The organism is Klebsiella grimontii (genome assembly GCF_900200035.1).
GTDB classification, from domain to species: Bacteria; Pseudomonadota; Gammaproteobacteria; order Enterobacterales; family Enterobacteriaceae; genus Klebsiella; species Klebsiella grimontii.
Window position 1 is genome coordinate 164,206 of sequence record NZ_FZTC01000014.1, and the last position, 20,849, is coordinate 185,054.

Here is a 20,849-nt window from a genome sequence, read left to right on the forward strand (position 1 = left end):
AACACCAATGGCAAAGCAAGACTATTACGAGATTTTAGGCGTTTCCAGATCGGCGGAAGAGCGTGAAATCAAAAAGGCGTATAAGCGCCTGGCCATGAAGTATCACCCGGACCGTAACCAGGGCGATAAAGAGGCTGAAGCTAAATTCAAAGAAATCAAAGAAGCGTATGAAGTCCTGACCGATGCCCAGAAGCGCGCAGCCTACGATCAGTACGGCCACGCCGCCTTTGAGCAAGGCGGTATGGGCGGGGGCGGCGGCGGTTTTGGCGGCGGCGCGGATTTCAGCGATATCTTTGGCGATGTTTTCGGCGATATCTTTGGCGGCGGTCGTGGTCGCCAGCGCGCATCGCGCGGCGCAGACCTGCGCTACAACATGGATCTGACCTTAGAAGAGGCGGTTCGCGGAGTCACTAAAGAGATCCGCATCCCGACGCTAGAAGAGTGCGACGTTTGTCACGGCAGCGGCGCCAAAGCAGGAAGCCAGCCGCAGACTTGTCCTACCTGCCACGGTGCGGGTCAGGTGCAGATGCGCCAGGGCTTTTTCGCCGTTCAGCAGACCTGTCCGCATTGTCAGGGACGCGGTACGCTGATCAAAGATCCGTGCAATAAATGCCATGGTCATGGTCGCGTAGAGAAAACCAAAACGCTGTCGGTTAAAATTCCGGCGGGCGTCGATACCGGTGACCGTATTCGTCTGGCTGGCGAAGGTGAAGCCGGTGAGCACGGCGCGCCAGCAGGCGATCTGTATGTTCAGGTTCAGGTTAAGCAGCACGCCATTTTCGAGCGTGAAGGCAACAACCTGTACTGTGAAGTACCGATTAACTTCACCATGGCCGCTCTCGGCGGCGAGATTGAGGTCCCGACGCTGGACGGTCGCGTGAACCTTAAGGTGCCTGGCGAGACGCAGACAGGGAAGCTGTTCCGGATGCGTGGCAAAGGCGTGAAATCCGTGCGCGGCGGCGCGCAGGGCGATCTGCTGTGCCGCGTGGTGGTCGAAACGCCGGTTGGTCTTAACGATAAACAAAAGCAGCTGCTGAAAGATCTTCAGGAAAGCTTTGGCGGGCCGACGGGCGAGAAGAACAGTCCACGCTCCAAAAGTTTCTTCGACGGTGTGAAGAAATTTTTCGATGATTTGACGCGTTAATCATCACTTTATATAAAAAAACCCGAAATTTATTTCGGGTTTTTTTATATCTTACGTATTGGCAATAAAAAGTGTTTCCTCGGTAATAAATATTCGATTTTTTGGTGGTAATGTTATTCTTTGTTTTTTATGGTAATTTTCTTTTTCTTGGGTCATCTTTGATTTTATTTTATCTACCGTAAACACCTTGAAAAAATGCATGCAAGACGAGCGATATAGTGCTCAAAATACCTTTTTATATATGATGTGCATTGCTTAAATAATTATTTGTATTGTATTTATTTCAGGGGGGAATTCAGGAAATTTTAAAAAGAGGTTGATTATAATCTGGTGAAAGTGCTGGATGCCGTTATATCGGCAGGGAATGTGACAAAAGCATCAAAACGATTATCCGAAACGTCGGCGGCTGTTTCCATCGCGCTAACCAGGCTACAGCTTTTTTATAATGAGCAACTTTTCGTCAGGGATAAAGACGGGCTGATCCCGACGGTGGAAGCACTGGCATTGCCGAAAACTATTATCTTTCCGCGTATTACGCTGGAAATGTACCGGTATAACCCGCATGCAAAACTGTTCATGTCGCTGGATACGCTGCGGACCGTGAGATGGAAACGGCCGGCAGCACCAGGTTGTGGAGCTCGCGAACGACAGTTCGGGAATCGTTGAGTTGATGGTCCTTGATAACGGTAATTTCCGCTCCCGGGATGATAACAAAATCCTGCTGCCAGCGGATAACGACAGCTGGATTGTGCATCTTATCGTTAATCTCCATATCTGATCTTGCAGGAGATTGAACCTGAAACGAAAACCGTGCTTTTGAAGCGACGATGATCTCAGGTTATTACAAAAATGAGATAACTAATGGCGCAGGTTATCGCTATGACATCACCAGTTGTGGGTTTTATAGTTCGTAAAAACCGATCCATTTATCATGTATAATCTAATTTTAACGATGATTCAGGCGGAGTAGGATAGTAATTACGAAGTATTCCCCAGAAAGAGATTATAAAAAGTGAAACATCTGCATCGTTTTTTTAGTAGTGATGCCTCCGGGGGCATCATTCTTATCATCGCCGCGGCGCTGGCTATGCTGATGGCTAATGTCGGCCTGACCAGCGGTTGGTATCATGCTTTCCTTGAGACGCCGGTTCAGCTAAAGGTTGGCGCGCTTGAGATCAACAAGAACATGCTGTTGTGGATTAACGACGCGCTGATGGCGGTATTTTTCTTGCTTATCGGCCTTGAAGTGAAGCGTGAAATGAATCAAGGGGCGCTGGCCAGCCGTCGACAGGCTGTGTTTCCGGTCGTCGCGGCGCTGGGCGGAATGGTGGTTCCGGCGCTGGTCTACCTCGCGTTTAACGGCCAGGATCCGATTGCCAGAGAGGGTTGGGCGATTCCGGCGGCGACCGATATTGCCTTCGCGCTTGGCGTACTGGCGTTGTTGGGTAATCGGGTTCCCGCTGCGCTGAAGATTTTTCTGATGGCGCTGGCTATCATCGACGATCTGGGCGCCATCATTATTATTGCGCTGTTCTATACGCACGATCTTTCCGTGGTGTCATTGGTTGTCGCTGCCGGAGCCATTATTGTGCTGGCGGCGTTAAATCTGTGTGGCGTAAGGCGGACCGGTATCTATATCCTGGTCGGCGCCATACTGTGGACCGCGGTGCTGAAATCGGGGGTTCATGCCACGCTGGCTGGCGTCATCGTCGGCTTTATGATCCCGCTAAAAGAGCAGAACGGTAAATCACCGGCGAAGCAGCTTGAGCACGTTCTGCATCCATGGGTAGCGTTCCTGATCCTGCCGCTGTTCGCCTTCGCTAACGCGGGTGTGTCTTTGCAAGGCGTCACGCTGGAAGGGCTGACCTCGCTGCTGCCGTTGGGTATTATTGCCGGGCTGTTTATCGGTAAGCCATTGGGCATTAGCGTGTTCTGCTGGCTGGCGCTGAAGCTGAAATGGGCCTCGTTGCCTGAAGGGACTACCTGTAAGCAGATTATGGCGGTCGGCATTTTGTGTGGTATTGGCTTCACGATGTCGATTTTTATTGCCACTTTGGCCTTCGGCAGCGTAGACCCCGGATTGATCAACTGGGCTAAGCTTGGCATCCTGATTGGATCGATACTATCGGCCGTCACGGGATACATCATATTGCGTAAGCGCGTAACGGATTCGGGCTACGCGGCTTAACATCTCACGGAGAGCCGGCTACGGCTCTCCAGGACATTATCAGGGAGAGAAGCATGTCGCATATCAACTACAATCACCTGTACTACTTCTGGCACGTCTACAAAGAAGGCTCCGTTGTCGGCGCCGCGGAAGCGCTGTTCCTGACGCCGCAGACCATTACCGGGCAAATTAAAGCCCTGGAAGAGCGCCTGCAGGGGAAGCTGTTCAAGCGCAAAGGAAGAGGGCTGGAGCCCAGCGAACTCGGTGAGCTTGTGTTCCGCTACGCGGATCGTATGTTTACGCTAAGCCAGGAAATGCTCGACATCGTTAACTATCGTAAAGAGTCGAATCTGCTGTTTGATGTTGGCGTCGCGGACGCGCTGTCGAAACGGTTGGTCAGCGGTGTACTGGATGCCGCCGTCGTCGATAACGAACAGATCCATTTACGCTGTTTCGAGTCGACCCACGAAATGCTGCTTGAGCAGCTAAGCCAGCATAAGCTCGATATGATCATCTCCGACTGCCCCATCGACTCCACTCAGCAGGAAGGGCTATTTTCGGTAAAAATCGGCGAGTGCAGCGTGAGCTTCTGGTGCATGAATCCGCCGCCGGAAAAACCCTTCCCGGGCTGCCTGGAAGAACGTCGTCTGCTGATCCCCGGCCGTCGTTCCATGTTAGGGCGCAAGCTGCTCAACTGGTTTAACTCGCAGGGGCTGCAGGTGGAAATTCTGGGCGAGTTTGACGATGCGGCGTTGATGAAGGCCTTCGGCGCGGCGCACAATGCGATTTTCGTTGCGCCGACGCTATATGCGCATGATTTCTATAGCGATGAATCGATAGTTGAGATCGGGCGCATGGACAACGTCATGGAAGAGTATCACGCCATCTTTGCGGAACGAATGATCCAGCATCCGGCGGTGCAGCGGATTTGTAACCGTGACTATTCGGCGCTTTTTACGCCACCTCAGGCGTAGGGCTGCACGAGGACAATGCCGAGGCCGGGTCCAGGCTCCAGCGTCATAAATGGCAGACATAAAAAAACCCGCTTTCGCGGGTTTTTTTCAAAGCGACAACGCGCTGGCGATTAAGCCAGTTTGTTGATCTGAGCGGTCAGGTTTGCTTTATGACGCGCAGCTTTGTTTTTGTGGATCAGACCTTTAGCAGCCTGACGGTCCACGATTGGTTGCATTTCGTTAAATGCTTTCAGTGCAGTAGCTTTGTCGCCAGCTTCGATAGCTGCGTATACTTTCTTGATGAAAGTACGCATCATAGAGCGACGGCTAGCGTTGTGCTTGCGGGCCTTTTCAGACTGAACGGCGCGCTTCTTAGCTGATTTGATATTAGCCAAGGTCCAACTCCCAAATGTGTTCTATATGGACAATTCAAAGGCCGAGGAGAATGCCCGTTTAGCCTTCTTTTGTCAATGGATTTGTGCAAATAAGCGTCGTTCAAACTAACAACGCTTCATTACGTAGTGATGGCGCAAGATTCTACCAGCTTGTTGCTGGCGAATACAGCCTTTCGACCATAAAAATCGACGATGCCGGAGAGATTTTCCCGCAATCTCGCGCTGAGTGAATGAATTACCGGGATCTTTCAGTGAAGAGGTGCAATCGCTGGTTAACGTCGCCAGTTGTACAAGGTATACTCGGACGATTTTCACTGTTTTGAGCCAGACATGAAGCTGATACGCGGCATACATAATCTCAGTCAGGCCCCGCACGGGTGCGTGCTGACCATTGGAAATTTTGACGGCGTGCATCGCGGGCACCAGGCATTATTGCAGCGTTTGCGCGCAGAAGGTCGCCAGCGTAGCTTACCGGTGGTGGTGATGATTTTTGAACCACAGCCGCTTGAGCTTTTTGCCGCCGATAAAGCGCCAGCGCGATTAACGCGCCTGCGTGAGAAGCTGAACTATCTGGCCGAAAGCGGCGTCGATTACGTCCTGTGCGTGCGCTTCGATCGGCGCTTTGCCGCATTGACCGCCCAGGACTTTATCAGCGAACTGCTGGTCCGCCGGCTGGGAGTCCAGTTCCTCGCCGTTGGCGATGATTTCCGCTTTGGCGCGGGTCGCCAGGGGGATTTCTTGTTATTACAAAAAGCCGGCGTGGAGTATGGCTTTGACGTCACCAGCACCCAAACCTTCTGTGAAGGCGGCGTGCGCATCAGCAGCACGGCGGTGCGCCAGGCGCTGGCTGACGACGATCTGCCCCTCGCGGAGACGCTGCTGGGGCATCCGTTTACCATCTCCGGGCGCGTAGTGCACGGCGATGAGCTCGGGCGCACAATAGGCTTCCCGACGGCGAATTTACCGCTGCGCCGTCAGGTTTCCCCGGTAAAAGGGGTCTATGCGGTAGAAGTGACAGGGCTTGGCGACAAACCGTTTATGGGCGTCGCCAACATTGGTACTCGTCCAACGGTATCCGGCGTGCGTCAGCAGCTGGAAGTTCATCTCCTGGATGTTGTAATGGACCTCTACGGTCGCCATATAGATGTAATACTGCGTAAAAAAATACGTAACGAGCAGCGATTTGCGTCGCTTGATGAACTAAAAACGCAAATCGCACGTGATGAGTTAACGGCCCGCGACTTCTTTGGGCTAACCGGGCAGGCATAACCCTGACGGTGTTTATCAAACCGAAATACGGAACCGAGAATCTGATGAGTGATTATAAATCGACCCTGAATTTGCCGGAAACAGGGTTCCCGATGCGCGGCGATCTCGCCAAGCGTGAACCGGGAATGCTGGCGCGTTGGACCGATGATGACCTGTACGGCATCATTCGTGCAGCCAAAAAAGGCAAAAAAACCTTCATTCTGCATGATGGCCCTCCTTATGCGAATGGCAGCATTCATATTGGTCACTCGGTTAACAAGATTCTGAAAGACATTATCGTTAAGTCCAAAGGGCTGGCGGGCTATGACTCCCCGTACGTACCGGGCTGGGACTGTCACGGTCTGCCGATCGAGCTGAAAGTGGAGCAGGAGTACGGCAAGCCGGGCGAGAAATTCACCGCCGCCGAGTTCCGCGCCAAGTGCCGCGAATACGCCGCCACCCAGGTTGACGGACAGCGTAAAGACTTTATCCGTCTGGGCGTGCTCGGCGACTGGTCGCACCCGTACCTGACCATGGACTTCAAAACCGAAGCCAACATCATCCGCGCGCTGGGTAAAATCATCGGCAACGGCCACCTGCACAAAGGCGCTAAGCCGGTGCACTGGTGCGTAGACTGCCGCTCAGCGCTGGCGGAAGCGGAAGTCGAGTATTACGACAAAACCTCCCCGTCCATCGACGTGGCGTTCCACGCGGCCGATAAAGCGGCGGTGCTGGCGAAATTCGGCGTGGCCGACGTTAACGGCCCGGTTTCTCTGGTTATCTGGACCACCACCCCGTGGACCCTGCCGGCGAACCGCGCCATCTCCCTCTCCCCGGCGTTTGACTATGCGCTGGTGCAGGTTGACGATCAGGCGCTGATCCTGGCGAAAGACCTGGTCGAAAGCGTGATGAAGCGCGCCGGCATTGCTGATTACACCATCCTGGCGGTGGTGAACGGCGCCGAGCTGGAGCTGATGCGCTTTAAGCATCCGTTCCTCGATTTCGACGTCCCGGCGATCCTGGGCGATCACGTCACGCTGGACGCGGGTACCGGTGCGGTACATACCGCGCCAGGCCACGGTCCGGATGACTATGTCATCGGTCAAAAATATGGTCTGGAAGTCGCTAACCCGGTTGGTCCGGACGGCGCCTACCTGCCGGGAACTTACCCGACGCTGGACGGCGTAAACGTCTTCAAAGCTAACGATGTTGTCGTTGCGCTGCTGTCAGAAAAAGGCGCGCTGCTGCACGTTGAAAAAATGCAGCACAGCTACCCGTGCTGCTGGCGCCACAAAACGCCGATCATCTTCCGCGCCACGCCGCAGTGGTTCGTGAGCATGGATCAAAAAGGCCTGCGCGCGCAGTCGCTTTCCGAAATCAAAGGCGTGCAGTGGATCCCGGACTGGGGCCAGGCGCGTATCGAATCGATGGTCGCCAACCGTCCTGACTGGTGTATCTCTCGTCAGCGCACCTGGGGCGTACCGATGTCGCTGTTCGTGCATAAAGAGACGCAAGAGCTGCACCCGCGTACGCTGGAGCTGATGGAAGAAGTCGCCAAACGCGTAGAAGTTGACGGCATCCAGGCGTGGTGGGATCTCGATTCCCGCGATATCCTCGGCGCCGATGCGGATAGCTACGAGAAGGTGCCGGATACGCTGGACGTGTGGTTTGACTCCGGGTCGACCCACTCCTCCGTTGTTGACGTGCGTCCGGAATTTACCGGTCACGCCGCCGACATGTATCTGGAAGGTTCCGACCAGCACCGCGGCTGGTTTATGTCCTCGCTGATGATCTCTACCGCGATGAAGGGCAAAGCGCCTTACCGCCAGGTACTGACCCACGGCTTTACCGTTGATGGTCAGGGCCGCAAGATGTCCAAATCCATCGGCAACACCGTTTCGCCGCAGGACGTGATGAACAAGCTGGGTGCGGATATTTTGCGCCTGTGGGTGGCTTCCACCGACTATACCGGCGAAATGGCCGTCTCCGACGAGATCCTCAAACGCGCCGCCGACAGCTATCGTCGTATCCGTAACACCGCGCGCTTCCTGCTGGCGAACCTCAACGGCTTCGACCCGGCAAAAGACATGGTGAAACCGGAAGAGATGGTCGTACTGGACCGCTGGGCTGTAGGCTGCGCGCAAGCGGCTCAGGACGATATCGTCAAAGCCTACGAATCTTACGATTTCCACGAAGTGGTGCAGCGCCTGATGCGCTTCTGCTCCATCGAAATGGGCTCGTTCTGGCTCGATATCATTAAAGACCGCCAGTACACCACCAAGGCCGACAGCATCGCGCGTCGTAGCTGCCAGACTGCGCTGTACCATATTGCCGAAGCGCTGGTGCGCTGGATGGCGCCGATCATGTCCTTCACCGCTGACGAAATCTGGGGTTACCTGCCGGGCGACCGCGAGAAATACGTCTTTACCGGCGAATGGTATACCGGCCTGTTTGGCCTGGACGCTGACGAAGCGATGAACGACGGTTTCTGGGACGCGCTGCTGAAGGTGCGCGGCGAAGTCAACAAGGTTATCGAACAGGCGCGTACGGATAAGCAGGTTGGCGGCTCGCTGGAGGCGGCGGTGACCCTGTACGCCGATGCCGATCTGGCGGCGAAGCTCAACGCGCTGGGCGACGAATTACGATTTGTCCTGTTGACCTCTGGGGCGAAAGTTGCCGATTATGCGCAGGCTCCGGCCGACGCCTGGCAGAGTGAGCTGCTGAAAGGCCTGAAAGTCGTGCTGAGCAAAGCCGAAGGTGACAAGTGCCCGCGCTGCTGGCATTACACCACGGATATCGGCAAGGTGGCGGAACACGCGGATATCTGCGGACGCTGTGTCAGCAACATCGCCGGTGACGGCGAAAAACGTAAGTTTGCCTGATGAGTAAACCGATTTGTTCAACGGGGCTACGCTGGCTGTGGGTCGTCGTAGCCGTGCTGATTATCGATTTAGGCAGTAAATTCCTGATCCTCCAGAACTTCGCTCTGGGGGATACGGTATCGCTGTTCCCATCGCTTAATCTGCACTATGCGCGCAACTATGGCGCGGCTTTTAGCTTCCTCGCCGACAGCGGCGGCTGGCAGCGCTGGTTCTTCGCCGGTATCGCTATCGGTATCTGCGTGATCCTCGCGGTGCTGATGTATCGTTCTAAGGCGACGCAAAAGCTGAATAACATTGCCTATGCGCTGATTATTGGCGGCGCGCTGGGGAATTTATTCGACAGGCTGTGGCATGGTTTTGTCGTCGATATGATCGATTTCTACGTCGGGGACTGGCACTTCGCCACCTTCAACCTTGCCGATACCGCTATCTGTATCGGCGCGGCGCTGATCGTGCTGGAAGGCTTCTTACCGAACGCGGCTGCGAAGAAACAGGCGTAACAAAACTCGCCCGGCGGCGCCATCGCCGCCGGGCAAAACAAGTGAGCAACCTGCATGTCTAAATCAGTACAGAGCAACAGTGCGGTGCTGGTGCACTTCACCTTAAAGCTCGACGATGGCTCCACCGCAGAGTCAACACGCAATAACGGTAAACCCGCGCTGTTTCGCCTGGGCGATACCTCGCTTTCTGAAGGTCTTGAACAGCATCTGCTGGGGCTGAAAGAAGGGGATAAAACCACCTTTTCGCTGGAGCCGGACGCCGCGTTTGGCGTACCGAGCCCGGACCTGATCCAATACTTCTCGCGCCGGGAATTTATCGACGCGGGCGAGCCTTCAATCGGCGCGATTATGCTCTTTACCGCAATGGATGGCAGCGAAATGCCCGGCGTGATCCGCGAAGTGAACGGCGATTCGATCACCGTTGATTTCAATCACCCGCTGGCCGGGCGTACCGTTCATTTTGATGTTGAAGTGCTGGAGATCGATCCGGCGCTGGAGGGGTAAGATGCAGATTCTGTTGGCTAACCCGCGCGGCTTCTGCGCAGGCGTTGACCGCGCTATCAGCATTGTTGAAAACGCGCTGACGCTGTACGGCGCGCCGATCTACGTGCGTCATGAAGTCGTGCACAACCGCTATGTTGTCGATAGCCTACGGCAGCGCGGCGCGATTTTTATTGAGCAGATTAGCGAAGTGCCGGACGGCGCAATCCTGATCTTCTCCGCCCACGGCGTCTCTCAGGCCGTTCGCAACGAGGCGAAAAGCCGCGATCTGACGGTGTTTGACGCTACCTGTCCGCTGGTCACCAAAGTGCATATGGAAGTCGCCCGCGCCAGCCGTCGCGGCGAAGAATCCATTTTGATTGGTCACGCCGGTCATCCGGAAGTCGAAGGTACCATGGGCCAGTACAGCAACCCGCAGGGGGGAATGTACCTGGTGGAATCGCCGGACGATGTCTGGACGCTGGACGTGAAAAACGACGCTAAGCTGTCGTTTATGACCCAGACGACGCTCTCCGTCGACGATACCTCCGACGTGATTGACGCTCTGCGCGAGCGTTTCCCGAAAATCGTCGGGCCGCGCAAAGATGATATCTGCTATGCCACGACTAACCGTCAGGAAGCCGTCCGCGCGCTGGCCGGGCAGGCCGATGTGGTGCTGGTGGTAGGGTCGAAGAACTCCTCTAACTCTAACCGTCTGGCCGAGCTGGCTCAGCGGATGGGGAAAGCGGCCTATCTGATCGACGACGCGACCGATATCCAGGAAGCGTGGGTGAAAGAAGCGCAGTGCGTCGGCGTCACCGCGGGCGCTTCGGCGCCGGATATTCTGGTCCAGAACGTGATTACGCGTTTGCAGGAGCTGGGCGGCGGCGAAGCGGTGCCGCTGGAAGGGCGCGAAGAGAACATCGTTTTCGAGGTGCCGAAAGAGCTGCGCGTAGACGTCCGTGAAGTAGAGTAAGTTCTTTTCCGCCGCAGTATGAGAAGATGCCAGGCTTAACGTCTGGCATTTTTTATGGAGAAACTATGCGCTTACCTATCATTCTGGATACCGATCCCGGCATTGATGACGCCGCGGCGATTGCCGCCGCGCTGTTCGCCCCCGAGCTGGATCTGCAGCTGATGACCACGGTCGCGGGGAATGTGTCGGTGGAGAAAACGACCCGCAACGCCCTGCAGCTTCTGCATTTTTGGAACGCTGGTGTCCCGCTGGCCCAGGGGGCGTCGATGCCGCTGGTTCGCCCGCTGCGCGACGCCGCTTCCGTGCACGGCGAATCCGGGATGGAAGGCTACGATTTTGTTGAACATCACCGTCAGCCGCTGGCGAAACCGGCGTTTCAGGCGATCCGCGACGCGCTGATGCACGCTCCGGAGCCGATGACGCTGGTGGCGATTGGCCCGTTAACCAACATCGCGCTATTGCTGACCCAGTACCCTGAATGCCGTTTTAACATCCGTCGTCTGGTGATTATGGGCGGCTCCGCCGGGCGCGGTAACTTTACGCCGAACGCGGAATTTAACATCGCCATCGACCCGGAAGCGGCGGCTAAAGTGTTCAGCAGCGGGCTGGAGATCGTTATGTGCGGGCTGGATGTCACCAATCAGGCGATGCTGGCGCCGGCGTATCTCGCCACTCTGCCGACGCTTAATCAGACCGGAAAGATGCTGCACGCGCTGTTTAGCCACTACCGTAGCGGGAGCATGAGCAGCGGGCTGCGTATGCACGACCTGTGCGCGATTGCCTGGCTGGTCCGTCCGCAGCTGTTTACCCTTGCACCGTGCTTTGTGGCGGTAGAAACCCAGGGCATATGGACCTCAGGCACCACGGTGGTGGATATCGAAGGCAAACTGGGCCAACCGGCAAATGCGCAGGTGGCGCTGGGGCTGGATGTCGAAGGATTTCAGCGCTGGGCGGCCGAGGTGATTGCGCTGGCGCCCTAGCCCGGTAACGAAGCGGCCGGGCATGGCGCTCAGGTGCTCTGAATGGGGTCGACGACGTTGCGCCATAGCGTGCCCGCTTCATCGGTCCACATCAGCAGTAATAGCGACGCTAATCGTTCTGCCGCCGCGGAAAGGGGCCGGTTCTTTACGCGGATCATACCCAGCGTGCGCCGGATCACCGGCTCGACAAGCGGAACGCTCACGACGGTGCTGTTGCCGCTATGGGGCATCGCCAGGCAGGGGAGCGCCGAGACGCCCAACCCGGCTTCGACAAGACCGAGCGAGGTCGACAAGTGTCGGACTTCATAAAACCAATCCAGTCGCCAGGGCTTATCAGCCAGGCATTTCTCGATTAACTGTCTGTTGCCGCTTGATTTCCTTACCCCGATTAAGGTTTGGCTCACCAGTTCCCGCCATTCAACTAATTGTCTCCCCGCCAGCGGATGGTCTTGCCGACACGCCAGAACAAAAGGTTCATTCACCAGAGGGATAAAATCGATGTCTGGATATGTGATGAAGTTCATGTTTATTCCAAAATCAACATCGCCTTTGCGTACCGAGTTCATGCACGTTTCTATACCTTGTTCATAAATTCGTACTTTGATGTTGGGATAGCTTTGATTAAATTGCACGATAGCACGCGGTAAAAAGTAAAATACGGCGGTCGGAATGCAAGATAGCGTTACCGTATCATGTATTTGAGACGTTAAATCGTTGAGGTTAAATATTGCCGCATCAAGGCTGGAAATCAACGCTTTGGCCTTTGGGAGAAGCATTTTTCCGGCCTGAGTAAGCGCAATTTTTCGCGTGGTTCGTTCGAACAGCGCAATATTCAGATTATCCTCTATTTTTTTTATCTTTTTAGTCAGCGCGGGTTGCGTGAGGTTGAGCTGCTCGGCTGCTTTACTAAATGAGCCTAGCTCCGCAACCGTGACAAAGGCTTTCATACCGGATAGTTCATTTTTCATTATTGCTCCGTAGGGGTTAATAAGCGTTTCTCTAAGTAGATGACTAGTCATTATTAAGCGGGAATGCTTTTTTATTAATACTCAGCAGGAATAACTGTTATGGCAAAATTTTATCAACCGGTGAGATTCTGGCAAGTAGAATGAATTTGTAAAATGCCTGAGGTGATTGATATTGGCCGTTAATTAAGTAAATAAAAATCTTAAAAAACATAAAACCAATTAAATTCACGGAGCCGTTTTACACCATTCTTCTATTTCTTAGCGAATAAGGAACATGCTATGAAGAGCATTCCCTGTGTATTAATGCGTGGTGGGACATCGAAAGGTGCCTTTCTTTTAGCAGATGATTTACCCAAGGATATTCAGAAACGTGATGACTGCTTATTAGCCATCATGGGTTCGGGTCATGAGCTGGAAATTGACGGCATTGGCGGAGGGAGCCCACAAACCAGTAAGGTGGCGATTATCAGTCAATCGCTTAGCGAAGAAGCGGATATCGATTATCTGTTTGTTCAGGTCATCGTTAATGAACGGCGGGTGGATACAACGCCAAACTGCGGCAATATGCTGTGTGCGGTAGGCGGGTTTGCGATTGAACATGGGTTAGTTGAGGCGGCGTCTCCGGTTACGCGAGTGCGTATAAGAAACGTGAACACCAATACTTTTATTGACGCTGACGTTCAAACACCTGACGGCAAGGTTATCTATGAAGGGGATAGCCAAATCGATGGCGTTCCGGGGCGCGCCGCGCCGGTTGCATTGACTTTTTTGAATGCGGCGGGGGCCAAATCCGGACGCCTTTTCCCGACGGGTAATCGTATGGACGTATTCGATGATGTGCGAGTGACCTGTATTGATATGGCGATGCCCATGGTGGTGATCCCGGCTCAGAGTCTGGGCAAAACCGGATATGAATCTGCGAGTGAATTAGATCGGGATAGCGGGTTATTAAAATCGCTTGAATCTATTCGTATCCAGGCCGGTAAGGCGATGGGGTTTGGGGATGTAACGAATATGGTTATCCCAAAACCGGTTCTGATTTCTCCTGCATTAAGCGGCGGAAGTATAAACGTACGCTATTTTATGCCGCATAATTGCCATAAATCGCTGGCGATTACCGGTGCTATCGGTCTGGCAAGCGCATGTATTATTCCGAAAACCATTGCTAATGAACTGACGAAGCTATCAGGCGACGGAATCATTAAAGTCGAACACCCCAGCGGCGGTATTGAAGTCGACTTAAGCCAGACGACTGAACGCCCAGAAGATATCCGGGCTTCGGTTATTCGTACTGCGCGGAAGATCCTTTCAGGAACGGTTTACATTCCCGAATAAATACCCACTCTCTGAGTATCTATAAAAATACCCGGAATCGGGGAGGGAGTGATGTGAATACGTTTCACCAGCATCCTTACATATTGATTGCAGGGAAGGAATGAAATGCAAAAGAATAAATTATGGAAACTGCTTGTTATAATAGCAATACCGTTACTCATCAGTTTATTCCCAGCGCCAGAAGGGTTATCAAAACTTGCCTGGGTATTATCCGGTATCTATCTGGCCGCGATTGTCGGGTTAGTCATTAAACCTTTTGCTGAGCCCGTGGTCCTGCTGATCGCGGTGGCCGCATCAATGGTGGTTGTGGGAAATTTAGGCGACGGTTCGATAAAAGCGGCCAGCGTGTTAAGCGGATATTCATCAGGTACCACCTGGTTGGTGTTTTCTGCATTTACCCTGAGCGCGGCATTTGTCATTACCGGATTGGGGAAAAGAATTGCATATATTCTGATCGGCAAAATTGGCAGTACGACGTTGGGTCTGGGCTACGTTACCGCCTTCCTTGACCTGATCCTGGCGCCCGCGACGCCTTCAAATACAGCGCGTGCCGGCGGAATTGTACTGCCGATTATTAACAGTGTTGCCGTCGCTCTTGGGTCCGAGCCGGAGCGCAGCGCAAAACGCGTTGGTCATTATCTCATGCTGAACGTCTATATGGTGACCAAAACGACCAGCTATATGTTCTTCACCGCGATGGCCGGAAATATACTTGCGCTAAAAATGATCGAAGATATTTGCCATATAAAATTGAGCTGGGGAGGATGGGCGCTGGCGGCCGGATTACCCGGAATTATCATGTTACTGTTGACGCCGCTGATTACCTACAAGCTTTACCCGCCAGAACTGAAGAAAGTCGATAACAAAAAGATCGCCAAAGCCGGTATGGAAGCTTTGGGGCCAATGACGCTACGTGAAAAGATGCTGTCCTGCCTCTTTGTTCTTGCGCTTGGCGGTTGGGTATTTAGTCAATCGCTGGGAGTGAATGAGTCTACCGTGGCGATCGGCGTTATGGCGTTAATGCTGGTGTTGAGAATCGTCACCTGGGATGACGTGATTAAGAATAAGGGGGGATGGAATACGCTCATATGGTACGGCGGTATTATTGGTTTAAGTTCCCTGCTCTCCAAAGTTGGCTTTTTCTTATGGTTGGCTGATTTATTAAAAAATAATATTTCATTTAACGGTCATGGTAATGTCGCTTTCATCGTTATTGTTGCCTTAAGCATTTTAGTGCGTTACTTCTTTGCGTCAGGCAGCGCTTATATTGTGGCGATGGTTCCCGTTTTTGCTATGCTGGCGAACGTTTCTGGCGCACCGGTCATGCTAACTGCGCTCGCCTTACTCTTCAGCAACTCTTATGGTGGCATGGTAACCCACTACGGCGGGGCGGCAGGGCCAGTTATTTTTGGCGTTGGCTATAATGATATTAAATCATGGTGGATTATCGGTGGAATATTAGCGTTACTTACTTTCCTCCTGCAAATCACGCTAGGAGTATGGTGGTGGGAAATATTAATCGCCTGGAAGGTAATTTAAAAATTTTTTGAGGAAATGATAGCTTAGCTGGGCATCACAGGGTGCCCAGGGGCAAGGTTTATTATTCAGAGCGGCATGTGGCTTATCTGCTCTTTTTATTTGAGCGTTTAAGTGTGGGTGAAGTTACCTGATTTCAAATATGATTATATGGCCTTTGATAAGGTGAGGTGTGATATATTTATGTCTCCAGTTACGATTACATTGTCGCTATTAGTTTTTTCTATAGTAATGTTTGTATGGGAAAAAATCCCGCTGGCTGTAACGGCCATGATTGTTTGTATTACTCTGGTGGTTACCGGCGTTTTTGATGTGCAAACGGCTTTTTCCGGTTTTATTAATCAAAATGTCATTTTGTTTGTGGCAATGTTTGTGGTCGGCGGCGCCTTATTTGAAACCGGCGTAACGGATAAGATTGGCGGTATTGTGACGCGTTATGCGCGGAGCGAAAAGCAGCTCATTGTCATCATTATGTTAGTCTGTGGGCTCCTTTCCGGAGTCTTGTCCAATACCGGCACGGCGGCGGTTTTAATTCCTGTGGTAATAGGCGCAGCGATTAAATCAGGGTACGCCCGCTCCCGGCTTCTTATGCCGCTGGCGTTTGCCTCGGCGTTGGGCGGTAATCTTTCGCTGATCGGTTCACCCGGCAACCTGATCGCGCAATCGGCGCTGGAACAGGTTGGCCAAAGTTTCGGTTTTTTTGAATACGCTAAGTTAGGTATTCCCATGTTAGCCTGCGGTATTCTCTATTTTGTGACTATCGGCTACCGGATATTACCCGGCAAAAATACGCTTCAGAAGCACGGCGCTGAAAGCATCAGGACGGTCGATTGCCCGACGTATAAGCAGGTGATTGCGCTGTCGGTATTGATCGCGACGGTATTGGGCATGATCTTCGAAAAGCGCATTGGTTTGCCGATCGCGATTATTGGTTCAATTGGCGCTTTATCGTTGGTTATTACCCGGGTGATTACTGAAAAACAGGCCTACCAGGCCATCGACTCGCAGACGATTTTCCTGTTCGGCGGTACTCTGGCATTAGCAAAGGCACTGGAAACCACCGGCGCTGGCGCGATCATGGCGCGCTCAATAATAGACTTGCTCGGACACCAGGCCTCGCCTTTCTTACTTTTAAGCGCCGTATTAATCATCTCCTGCATATTAACCAATTTTATGTCAAATACGGCAACGGCGGCTTTATTAATGCCGATTGGCCTGTCTATTGCCCATTCGATGGGCGCCGATCCCCGGGCGGTGTTAATGGCGATTGTTATCGGCTGTTCATGCGCTTATGCGACGCCAGTGGGAACGCCTGCCAATATGATGATTTTTTCCGCCGGCGGATATAAGTTTGTCGATTATGTAAAAGTTGGTTTGCCGCTTATTTTGATATCGGTAATTGTTAGCTTTGTTTTGCTGCCCATTTTCTTTCCATTTTATTAATCGCGGCCAGCGATCTTTTAAAAAGTAGGGCTAATCGCTCAGGCGTGATTTTTTCTACATCTAAGGATATATGTCATGATTAAATTATATGACCATGGAGTCTATATCTCGCATCAGCATGGTATTATTTGTGCTGATAATCGTTCAGCCGCGGTAGAGGAGAAGGAGGAGGCGCGCAAGAGAACGATCTCATGGTCGATTCTCTCCGCCCATAATACGTCAGGGGATGATCATAAGTTAAAAATTAAATTTGATTCAATGGCTTCCCACGATATTACTTTTGTGGGCATCATCCAGACCGCTAAGGCATCAGGCATGGAGCGTTTTCCATTGCCATATGTTTTAACGAATTGTCATAACTCCCTTTGCGCAGTCGGCGGGACGATCAATAGCGATGACCATATATTTGGCTTGTCATCAGCGAAAAAGTACGGCGGCATTTATGTCCCGCCCCATATTTCCGTTATTCATCAATATATGCGTGAGATGATGGCCGGCGGCGGGAAAATGATCCTGGGCTCAGACAGCCATACCCGCTATGGCGCTTTGGGAACGATGGCGGTTGGCGAGGGGGGCGGAGAATTAGTTAAGCAGCTGCTCGGTGAGACCTGGGATATTGATTATCCAGAGGTAGTTGCGGTGTATCTGACGGGTAAACCCTCTCCCGGCGTTGGCCCTCAGGATATTGCCCTGGCGATCATTGGCGCGGTGTTTGAGCGCGGTTACGTGAAAAATAAAATTATGGAGTTTGTTGGCCCGGGCGTGGCGACGATGTCTACCGACTTCAGAAATAGCGTGGATGTGATGACAACGGAGACCACGTGTTTATCCTCTATCTGGCAAACCGATGAAGAGACCAAACACTACTTACGCCTTCATGGCAGGGAGCAGGACTATTGTCCGCTCTCGGCAAAAGAGATGGCTTACTATGATGGCTGCATAGAAGTGGACTTAAGTAGCATCAAGCCGATGATCGCCTTGCCCTTTCATCCCGCCAACGTATATGAAATTGATACGCTTAATGACAATTTGCAGGATATTTTGCATGAGGTCGAAACGGCGGCCGATAAAATTTCCCAGGGACGCGCAGCGCTCACCCTGCGGGATAAAATCGAAAATGGCAAACTGCGGATTCAGCAGGGAATTATCGCCGGTTGCGCCGGCGGAAATTATGTTAACGTGGTCGAAGCGGCGCATGCCTTAAAAAACCGCTCCTGTGGTGACAACGATTTCTCTCTGTCGATATATCCCTCCTCCCAACCGGTATTGATGGACCTGACTAAAAAAGGCATGACCAGCGCGCTGTTGAGCGCCGGCGCGATTATGCGCACCGCATTTTGTGGACCCTGTTTTGGCGCAGGCGATACGCCCATGCATAACGGTTTAAGCATTCGCCACACGACGCGTAATTTTCCAAACCGGGAAGGGTCAAAACCGGGGAATGGGCAAATGTCGGCTGTCGCGCTGATGGATGCCCGCTCCATTGCGGCGACGGCAGCCAATGGGGGCGTGCTGACATCGGCTTGCGAACTCGATTGCTGGGAAAACATTCCGCAGTATGAATTTGATGCTTCGCCTTATAAAAATCGCGTTTATCAAGGCTTTATTAAGGGGGCGACGCAACAATCGCTGATTTATGGTCCGAATATTAAAGACTGGCCGGAGATGAGTGCGCTAACGGAAAATATTCTGTTAAACGTGACCTCAAAGATAATGGATCCGGTGACCACCACCGATGAACTTATTCCATCAGGAGAAACCTCTTCATTCCGCTCCAATCCTTTAGGGCTGGCCGAGTTTACCCTTTCACGACGCGACCCGGGCTACGTTGGCCGCAGTAAGAAGATTGCCGCTCTGGAAACAAGGCGGATGACAGGCGACAACCCTTGTCGTCTGGAGCCGGAGCTTGAGGCGGTTTTTTCCCGGATCCGACAGCTGCCGGGACAGGAAAATGTCACCCTCGAGCAGACGGAGATAGGCAGTATGGTGTATGCGGTAAAACCCGGCGATGGTTCCGCGCGCGAGCAGGCCGCCAGCTGCCAGAGAGTCCTCGGCGGCCTGGCGAATATTGCCCAGCAGTATGCGACCAAGCGCTATCGTTCAAACGTTATCAACTGGGGGATGCTGCCGCTGCAGATGGAGGCGCTGCCGGAATTTGAAGTGGGCGACTTCATCTATATCCCGGGAATCAAGTCCGCTTTGGAAACCAATATGAGTCAAATTACCGCCTTCGTGATTAGCCCTCAGCATCCCGTTAAAGAGATCTCGCTTTATATGGAGGGATTAACCGCATCAGAGCGGGAGATTATTAAAGCGGGGAGCTTAATTAATTATAATAAATTACGCTTAACAACCCACCAACATTAAATGATCTTCATCGGCATGATGAATAAATGGGGATGATATATCATCCCCGTTTTATTCATAGCCGAGGCAAAATAACTCACGTTCAAAACTCTCGCCGTTTTGCGCTATCGCATGATGGGTTATTCTGGCGTAATCTCTCCGGTACGCAGCCAATACTGGATTGGGCTATGAACAGGGAGAGAAAAATGACGAATGGACAAGCGTATTTTAACGGATGGAAAAAGGGCCTCGATTTTAGCGGAGTGGCCAGCAGGCAGGAGTTTTGGTCTTTTTTGCTCATCAACCTGTTGATTCTTGCCCTGCCGCTGGCGGCCTGGTTTTTGGCGATACAGCATAACTCTCAGTACGGCGTTTTCATTTTTTTCGCTGCGCCGCTCAGCGGTCTTCTTTCGCTGCCGATGATTGTTCCGCTGCTGGCCGTTGGCTGCCGCAGGATGCACGATATCGGTCGTTCAGGATGGTGGTTCGCCCTGTGCCTTATTATTCCATGGTTTTTGATCGTCGCGCTATGGCTGTGCTGCCTGAAGCCGGCTGCATCTTCTCGCTGAGATAATCAATCATCGCCCGCATTCTGGCGGGCATATGCTTATTGCCCGACCACAGTAGCCACAGCTGGCCGGAATAGCTGCTGATAAACTCCCACTCCGGTAAAACCTGCACAATTTCGCCGCGCGCCAGCGCCTCACGGGCGGTAAACAGCGGCAGGCTGCCGATCCCCAGATTCTGCTTCACGGCATCGAGGCGCACGGCGGTGTGGTTGGCGGCGTAGCGGCCGTGGGTCTGGATCGTCTCCGTTTTCCCCGCACGGCGGAATTTCCAGCGCGCATCGGCGGGCGTTTCGCCAAGGCTGATACAGCTATGAGCGCGCAGATCCTGCGGCATTCGCGGCGTTCCATGTTGTTCCAGGTAGCCGGGCGTCGCGCAGACGACGTGGCTTATCGTCATCAACGGTTTACCGTGCAGACCCGGGGAAGGGGTGTGGGTGATACGCAGCGCCAGGTCAATACCGTCATCGATAAAATCGAGAACCCGATCCTCAAGCCGCAGACAGACGTCGACCTGCGGATAGCGGGTAAAAAATTCCAGCATCAGCGGGTGAATGGCAAACCGGCCCACGGCTTTCGGCACGCTTAGCGTGAGCTTGCCCTGCGCCACCGCCTGGGTACTGCTGGCGGAATCCATAGCCAGACGCGCCGACTCCAGCATCTCCAGCGCATGTTCATACACCGTCTTACCGGACTCGCTGAGGCGTAGCTTGCGCGTTGTGCGATGCAGCAGCTTGCAGCCCATCTCCTGTTCAAGGCGAGAAACGCTGCGGCTGATAGCCGAGGGCGTCGCGCCCGTCTGGCGCGCGACGGCGGAAAAGCTGCCCTGTTCAACAATCTGCACAAACAGGGCGAGGTCGGGCAGTAGGCTTAGATTCATTTGTGCTTCCAGGGCAAAATTGCATTGATGTCAGGCGGGATTATCGCCAT

General features: G+C 53.1%; 17 protein-coding genes and 2 pseudogenes. 16 read left to right on the plus strand and 3 right to left on the minus strand.

All coding sequences use genetic code 11. The annotated features are described in order from the left end of the window. Window positions 1–7 precede the first annotated feature (7 nt). The 5 genes and pseudogenes from dnaJ to nhaR all read left to right on the plus strand — a co-directional run bounded on the left by dnaJ (window position 8) and on the right by nhaR (window position 4,285). Complete coding sequence (gene dnaJ, locus KOSB73_RS06545; protein WP_024360381.1) at window positions 8–1,144, plus strand: molecular chaperone DnaJ; 1,137 nt, start codon at window positions 8–10, stop codon at window positions 1,142–1,144. A gap of 327 nt (window positions 1,145–1,471) precedes the next feature. After that, a pseudogene (locus KOSB73_RS31315) lies at window positions 1,472–1,645 on the plus strand (LysR family transcriptional regulator); the annotation flags it as partial. Between the two features lie 118 nt (window positions 1,646–1,763). Then, window positions 1,764–2,058 (plus strand): annotated as a pseudogene (locus KOSB73_RS31090) (hypothetical protein); the annotation flags it as partial. 98 nt (window positions 2,059–2,156) lie between these two features. Continuing rightward, the gene (nhaA, locus tag KOSB73_RS06555; protein ID WP_024360379.1) at window positions 2,157–3,332 is read left to right on the plus strand and encodes a Na+/H+ antiporter NhaA; all 1,176 of its coding nucleotides are present in this window, start codon (window positions 2,157–2,159) and stop codon (window positions 3,330–3,332) included. Window positions 3,333–3,385: 53 nt separating this feature from the next. Continuing rightward, a complete protein-coding gene (nhaR, locus tag KOSB73_RS06560) occupies window positions 3,386–4,285 on the plus strand; it encodes a transcriptional activator NhaR (protein WP_004872310.1) in 900 nt (299 codons plus the stop codon). A 110-nt stretch (window positions 4,286–4,395) separates the two neighbouring features. Here the strand turns inward: nhaR and rpsT are convergent, their stop codons facing one another. Continuing rightward, window positions 4,396–4,659, minus strand: coding sequence for a 30S ribosomal protein S20 (gene rpsT, locus KOSB73_RS06565; protein WP_003018940.1), 264 nt, complete (start codon window positions 4,657–4,659; stop codon window positions 4,396–4,398). Window positions 4,660–4,989: 330 nt separating this feature from the next. On the opposite strand from rpsT, the gene ribF reads away from it, so the two are divergent. The 6 genes from ribF (at window position 4,990) to rihC (ending at window position 11,725) form a co-directional block, all read left to right on the plus strand. Further along, window positions 4,990–5,928: a bifunctional riboflavin kinase/FAD synthetase gene (ribF, locus tag KOSB73_RS06575; protein WP_049088259.1), complete on the plus strand. Its 939-nt coding sequence runs from the start codon at window positions 4,990–4,992 to the stop codon at window positions 5,926–5,928. A gap of 44 nt (window positions 5,929–5,972) precedes the next feature. Then, entirely contained in the window at window positions 5,973–8,789 is a 2,817-nt protein-coding gene (gene ileS / locus KOSB73_RS06580; protein WP_024360377.1) for an isoleucine--tRNA ligase, read from the plus strand. After that, window positions 8,789–9,289, plus strand: a complete 501-nt coding sequence (gene lspA / locus KOSB73_RS06585; protein ID WP_024360376.1) for a signal peptidase II — start codon at window positions 8,789–8,791, stop codon at window positions 9,287–9,289. Before ileS ends, lspA begins: the two co-directional genes overlap by 1 nt. Window positions 9,290–9,343: 54 nt before the next feature. Further along, complete coding sequence (gene fkpB, locus KOSB73_RS06590; protein ID WP_004872298.1) at window positions 9,344–9,793, plus strand: FKBP-type peptidyl-prolyl cis-trans isomerase; 450 nt, start codon at window positions 9,344–9,346, stop codon at window positions 9,791–9,793. 1 nt (window position 9,794) lies between these two features. Then, complete coding sequence (gene ispH, locus KOSB73_RS06595; RefSeq protein ID WP_049086835.1) at window positions 9,795–10,745, plus strand: 4-hydroxy-3-methylbut-2-enyl diphosphate reductase; 951 nt, start codon at window positions 9,795–9,797, stop codon at window positions 10,743–10,745. A 65-nt stretch (window positions 10,746–10,810) separates the two neighbouring features. Further along, window positions 10,811–11,725, plus strand: coding sequence for a ribonucleoside hydrolase RihC (gene rihC, locus KOSB73_RS06600; protein ID WP_049088261.1), 915 nt, complete (start codon window positions 10,811–10,813; stop codon window positions 11,723–11,725). Between the two features lie 29 nt (window positions 11,726–11,754). On the opposite strand, the gene KOSB73_RS06605 is transcribed toward rihC, so the two are convergent. Further along, on the minus strand, window positions 11,755–12,693 hold the full coding sequence (locus KOSB73_RS06605; RefSeq protein WP_098140330.1) for a LysR family transcriptional regulator: 939 nt from the start codon (window positions 12,691–12,693) through the stop codon (window positions 11,755–11,757). 279 nt (window positions 12,694–12,972) lie between these two features. Between KOSB73_RS06605 and KOSB73_RS06610 the strand changes: the two genes are divergently transcribed. The 5 genes from KOSB73_RS06610 (at window position 12,973) to KOSB73_RS06630 (ending at window position 19,922) form a co-directional block, all read left to right on the plus strand. Beyond that, window positions 12,973–14,028, plus strand: a complete 1,056-nt coding sequence (locus KOSB73_RS06610; protein WP_004872291.1) for a 4-oxalomesaconate tautomerase — start codon at window positions 12,973–12,975, stop codon at window positions 14,026–14,028. A 105-nt stretch (window positions 14,029–14,133) separates the two neighbouring features. After that, complete coding sequence (locus tag KOSB73_RS06615; RefSeq protein WP_004872289.1) at window positions 14,134–15,567, plus strand: anion permease; 1,434 nt, start codon at window positions 14,134–14,136, stop codon at window positions 15,565–15,567. A 147-nt stretch (window positions 15,568–15,714) separates the two neighbouring features. Further along, window positions 15,715–17,007, plus strand: a complete 1,293-nt coding sequence (locus tag KOSB73_RS06620) for an SLC13 family permease (RefSeq protein ID WP_370512084.1) — start codon at window positions 15,715–15,717, stop codon at window positions 17,005–17,007. 75 nt (window positions 17,008–17,082) lie between these two features. After that, window positions 17,083–19,374: a hydratase gene (locus tag KOSB73_RS06625; protein ID WP_098140331.1), complete on the plus strand. Its 2,292-nt coding sequence runs from the start codon at window positions 17,083–17,085 to the stop codon at window positions 19,372–19,374. A gap of 185 nt (window positions 19,375–19,559) precedes the next feature. Then, window positions 19,560–19,922 (plus strand): DUF805 domain-containing protein, encoded by a 363-nt coding sequence (locus KOSB73_RS06630; protein WP_082236766.1) that lies wholly within the window; start codon window positions 19,560–19,562, stop codon window positions 19,920–19,922. Here the strand turns inward: KOSB73_RS06630 and KOSB73_RS06635 are convergent. Then, a complete protein-coding gene (locus KOSB73_RS06635; RefSeq protein WP_082236765.1) occupies window positions 19,855–20,799 on the minus strand; it encodes a LysR family transcriptional regulator in 945 nt (314 codons plus the stop codon). The two genes, KOSB73_RS06630 and KOSB73_RS06635, sit on opposite strands and share 68 nt — an antisense overlap. Window positions 20,800–20,849 lie beyond the last annotated feature (50 nt).

Coding starts and splice junctions, on each gene's coding strand:
- ileS (WP_024360377.1), top strand. CDS start 5,973: ATGAGTGATTATAAATCGACCCTGAATTTGCCGGAAACAGGGTTCCCG.
- rihC (WP_049088261.1), top strand. CDS start 10,811: ATGCGCTTACCTATCATTCTGGATACCGATCCCGGCATTGATGACGCC.
- KOSB73_RS06610 (WP_004872291.1), top strand. CDS start 12,973: ATGAAGAGCATTCCCTGTGTATTAATGCGTGGTGGGACATCGAAAGGT.
- dnaJ (WP_024360381.1), top strand. CDS start 8: ATGGCAAAGCAAGACTATTACGAGATTTTAGGCGTTTCCAGATCGGCG.
- KOSB73_RS06635 (WP_082236765.1), bottom strand. CDS start 20,799: ATGAATCTAAGCCTACTGCCCGACCTCGCCCTGTTTGTGCAGATTGTT.
- KOSB73_RS06630 (WP_082236766.1), top strand. CDS start 19,560: ATGACGAATGGACAAGCGTATTTTAACGGATGGAAAAAGGGCCTCGAT.
- KOSB73_RS06620 (WP_370512084.1), top strand. CDS start 15,715: ATGGCCTTTGATAAGGTGAGGTGTGATATATTTATGTCTCCAGTTACG.
- ribF (WP_049088259.1), top strand. CDS start 4,990: ATGAAGCTGATACGCGGCATACATAATCTCAGTCAGGCCCCGCACGGG.
- KOSB73_RS06625 (WP_098140331.1), top strand. CDS start 17,083: ATGATTAAATTATATGACCATGGAGTCTATATCTCGCATCAGCATGGT.
- fkpB (WP_004872298.1), top strand. CDS start 9,344: ATGTCTAAATCAGTACAGAGCAACAGTGCGGTGCTGGTGCACTTCACC.
- KOSB73_RS06615 (WP_004872289.1), top strand. CDS start 14,134: ATGCAAAAGAATAAATTATGGAAACTGCTTGTTATAATAGCAATACCG.
- ispH (WP_049086835.1), top strand. CDS start 9,795: ATGCAGATTCTGTTGGCTAACCCGCGCGGCTTCTGCGCAGGCGTTGAC.
- lspA (WP_024360376.1), top strand. CDS start 8,789: ATGAGTAAACCGATTTGTTCAACGGGGCTACGCTGGCTGTGGGTCGTC.
- KOSB73_RS06605 (WP_098140330.1), bottom strand. CDS start 12,693: ATGAAAAATGAACTATCCGGTATGAAAGCCTTTGTCACGGTTGCGGAG.
- nhaR (WP_004872310.1), top strand. CDS start 3,386: ATGTCGCATATCAACTACAATCACCTGTACTACTTCTGGCACGTCTAC.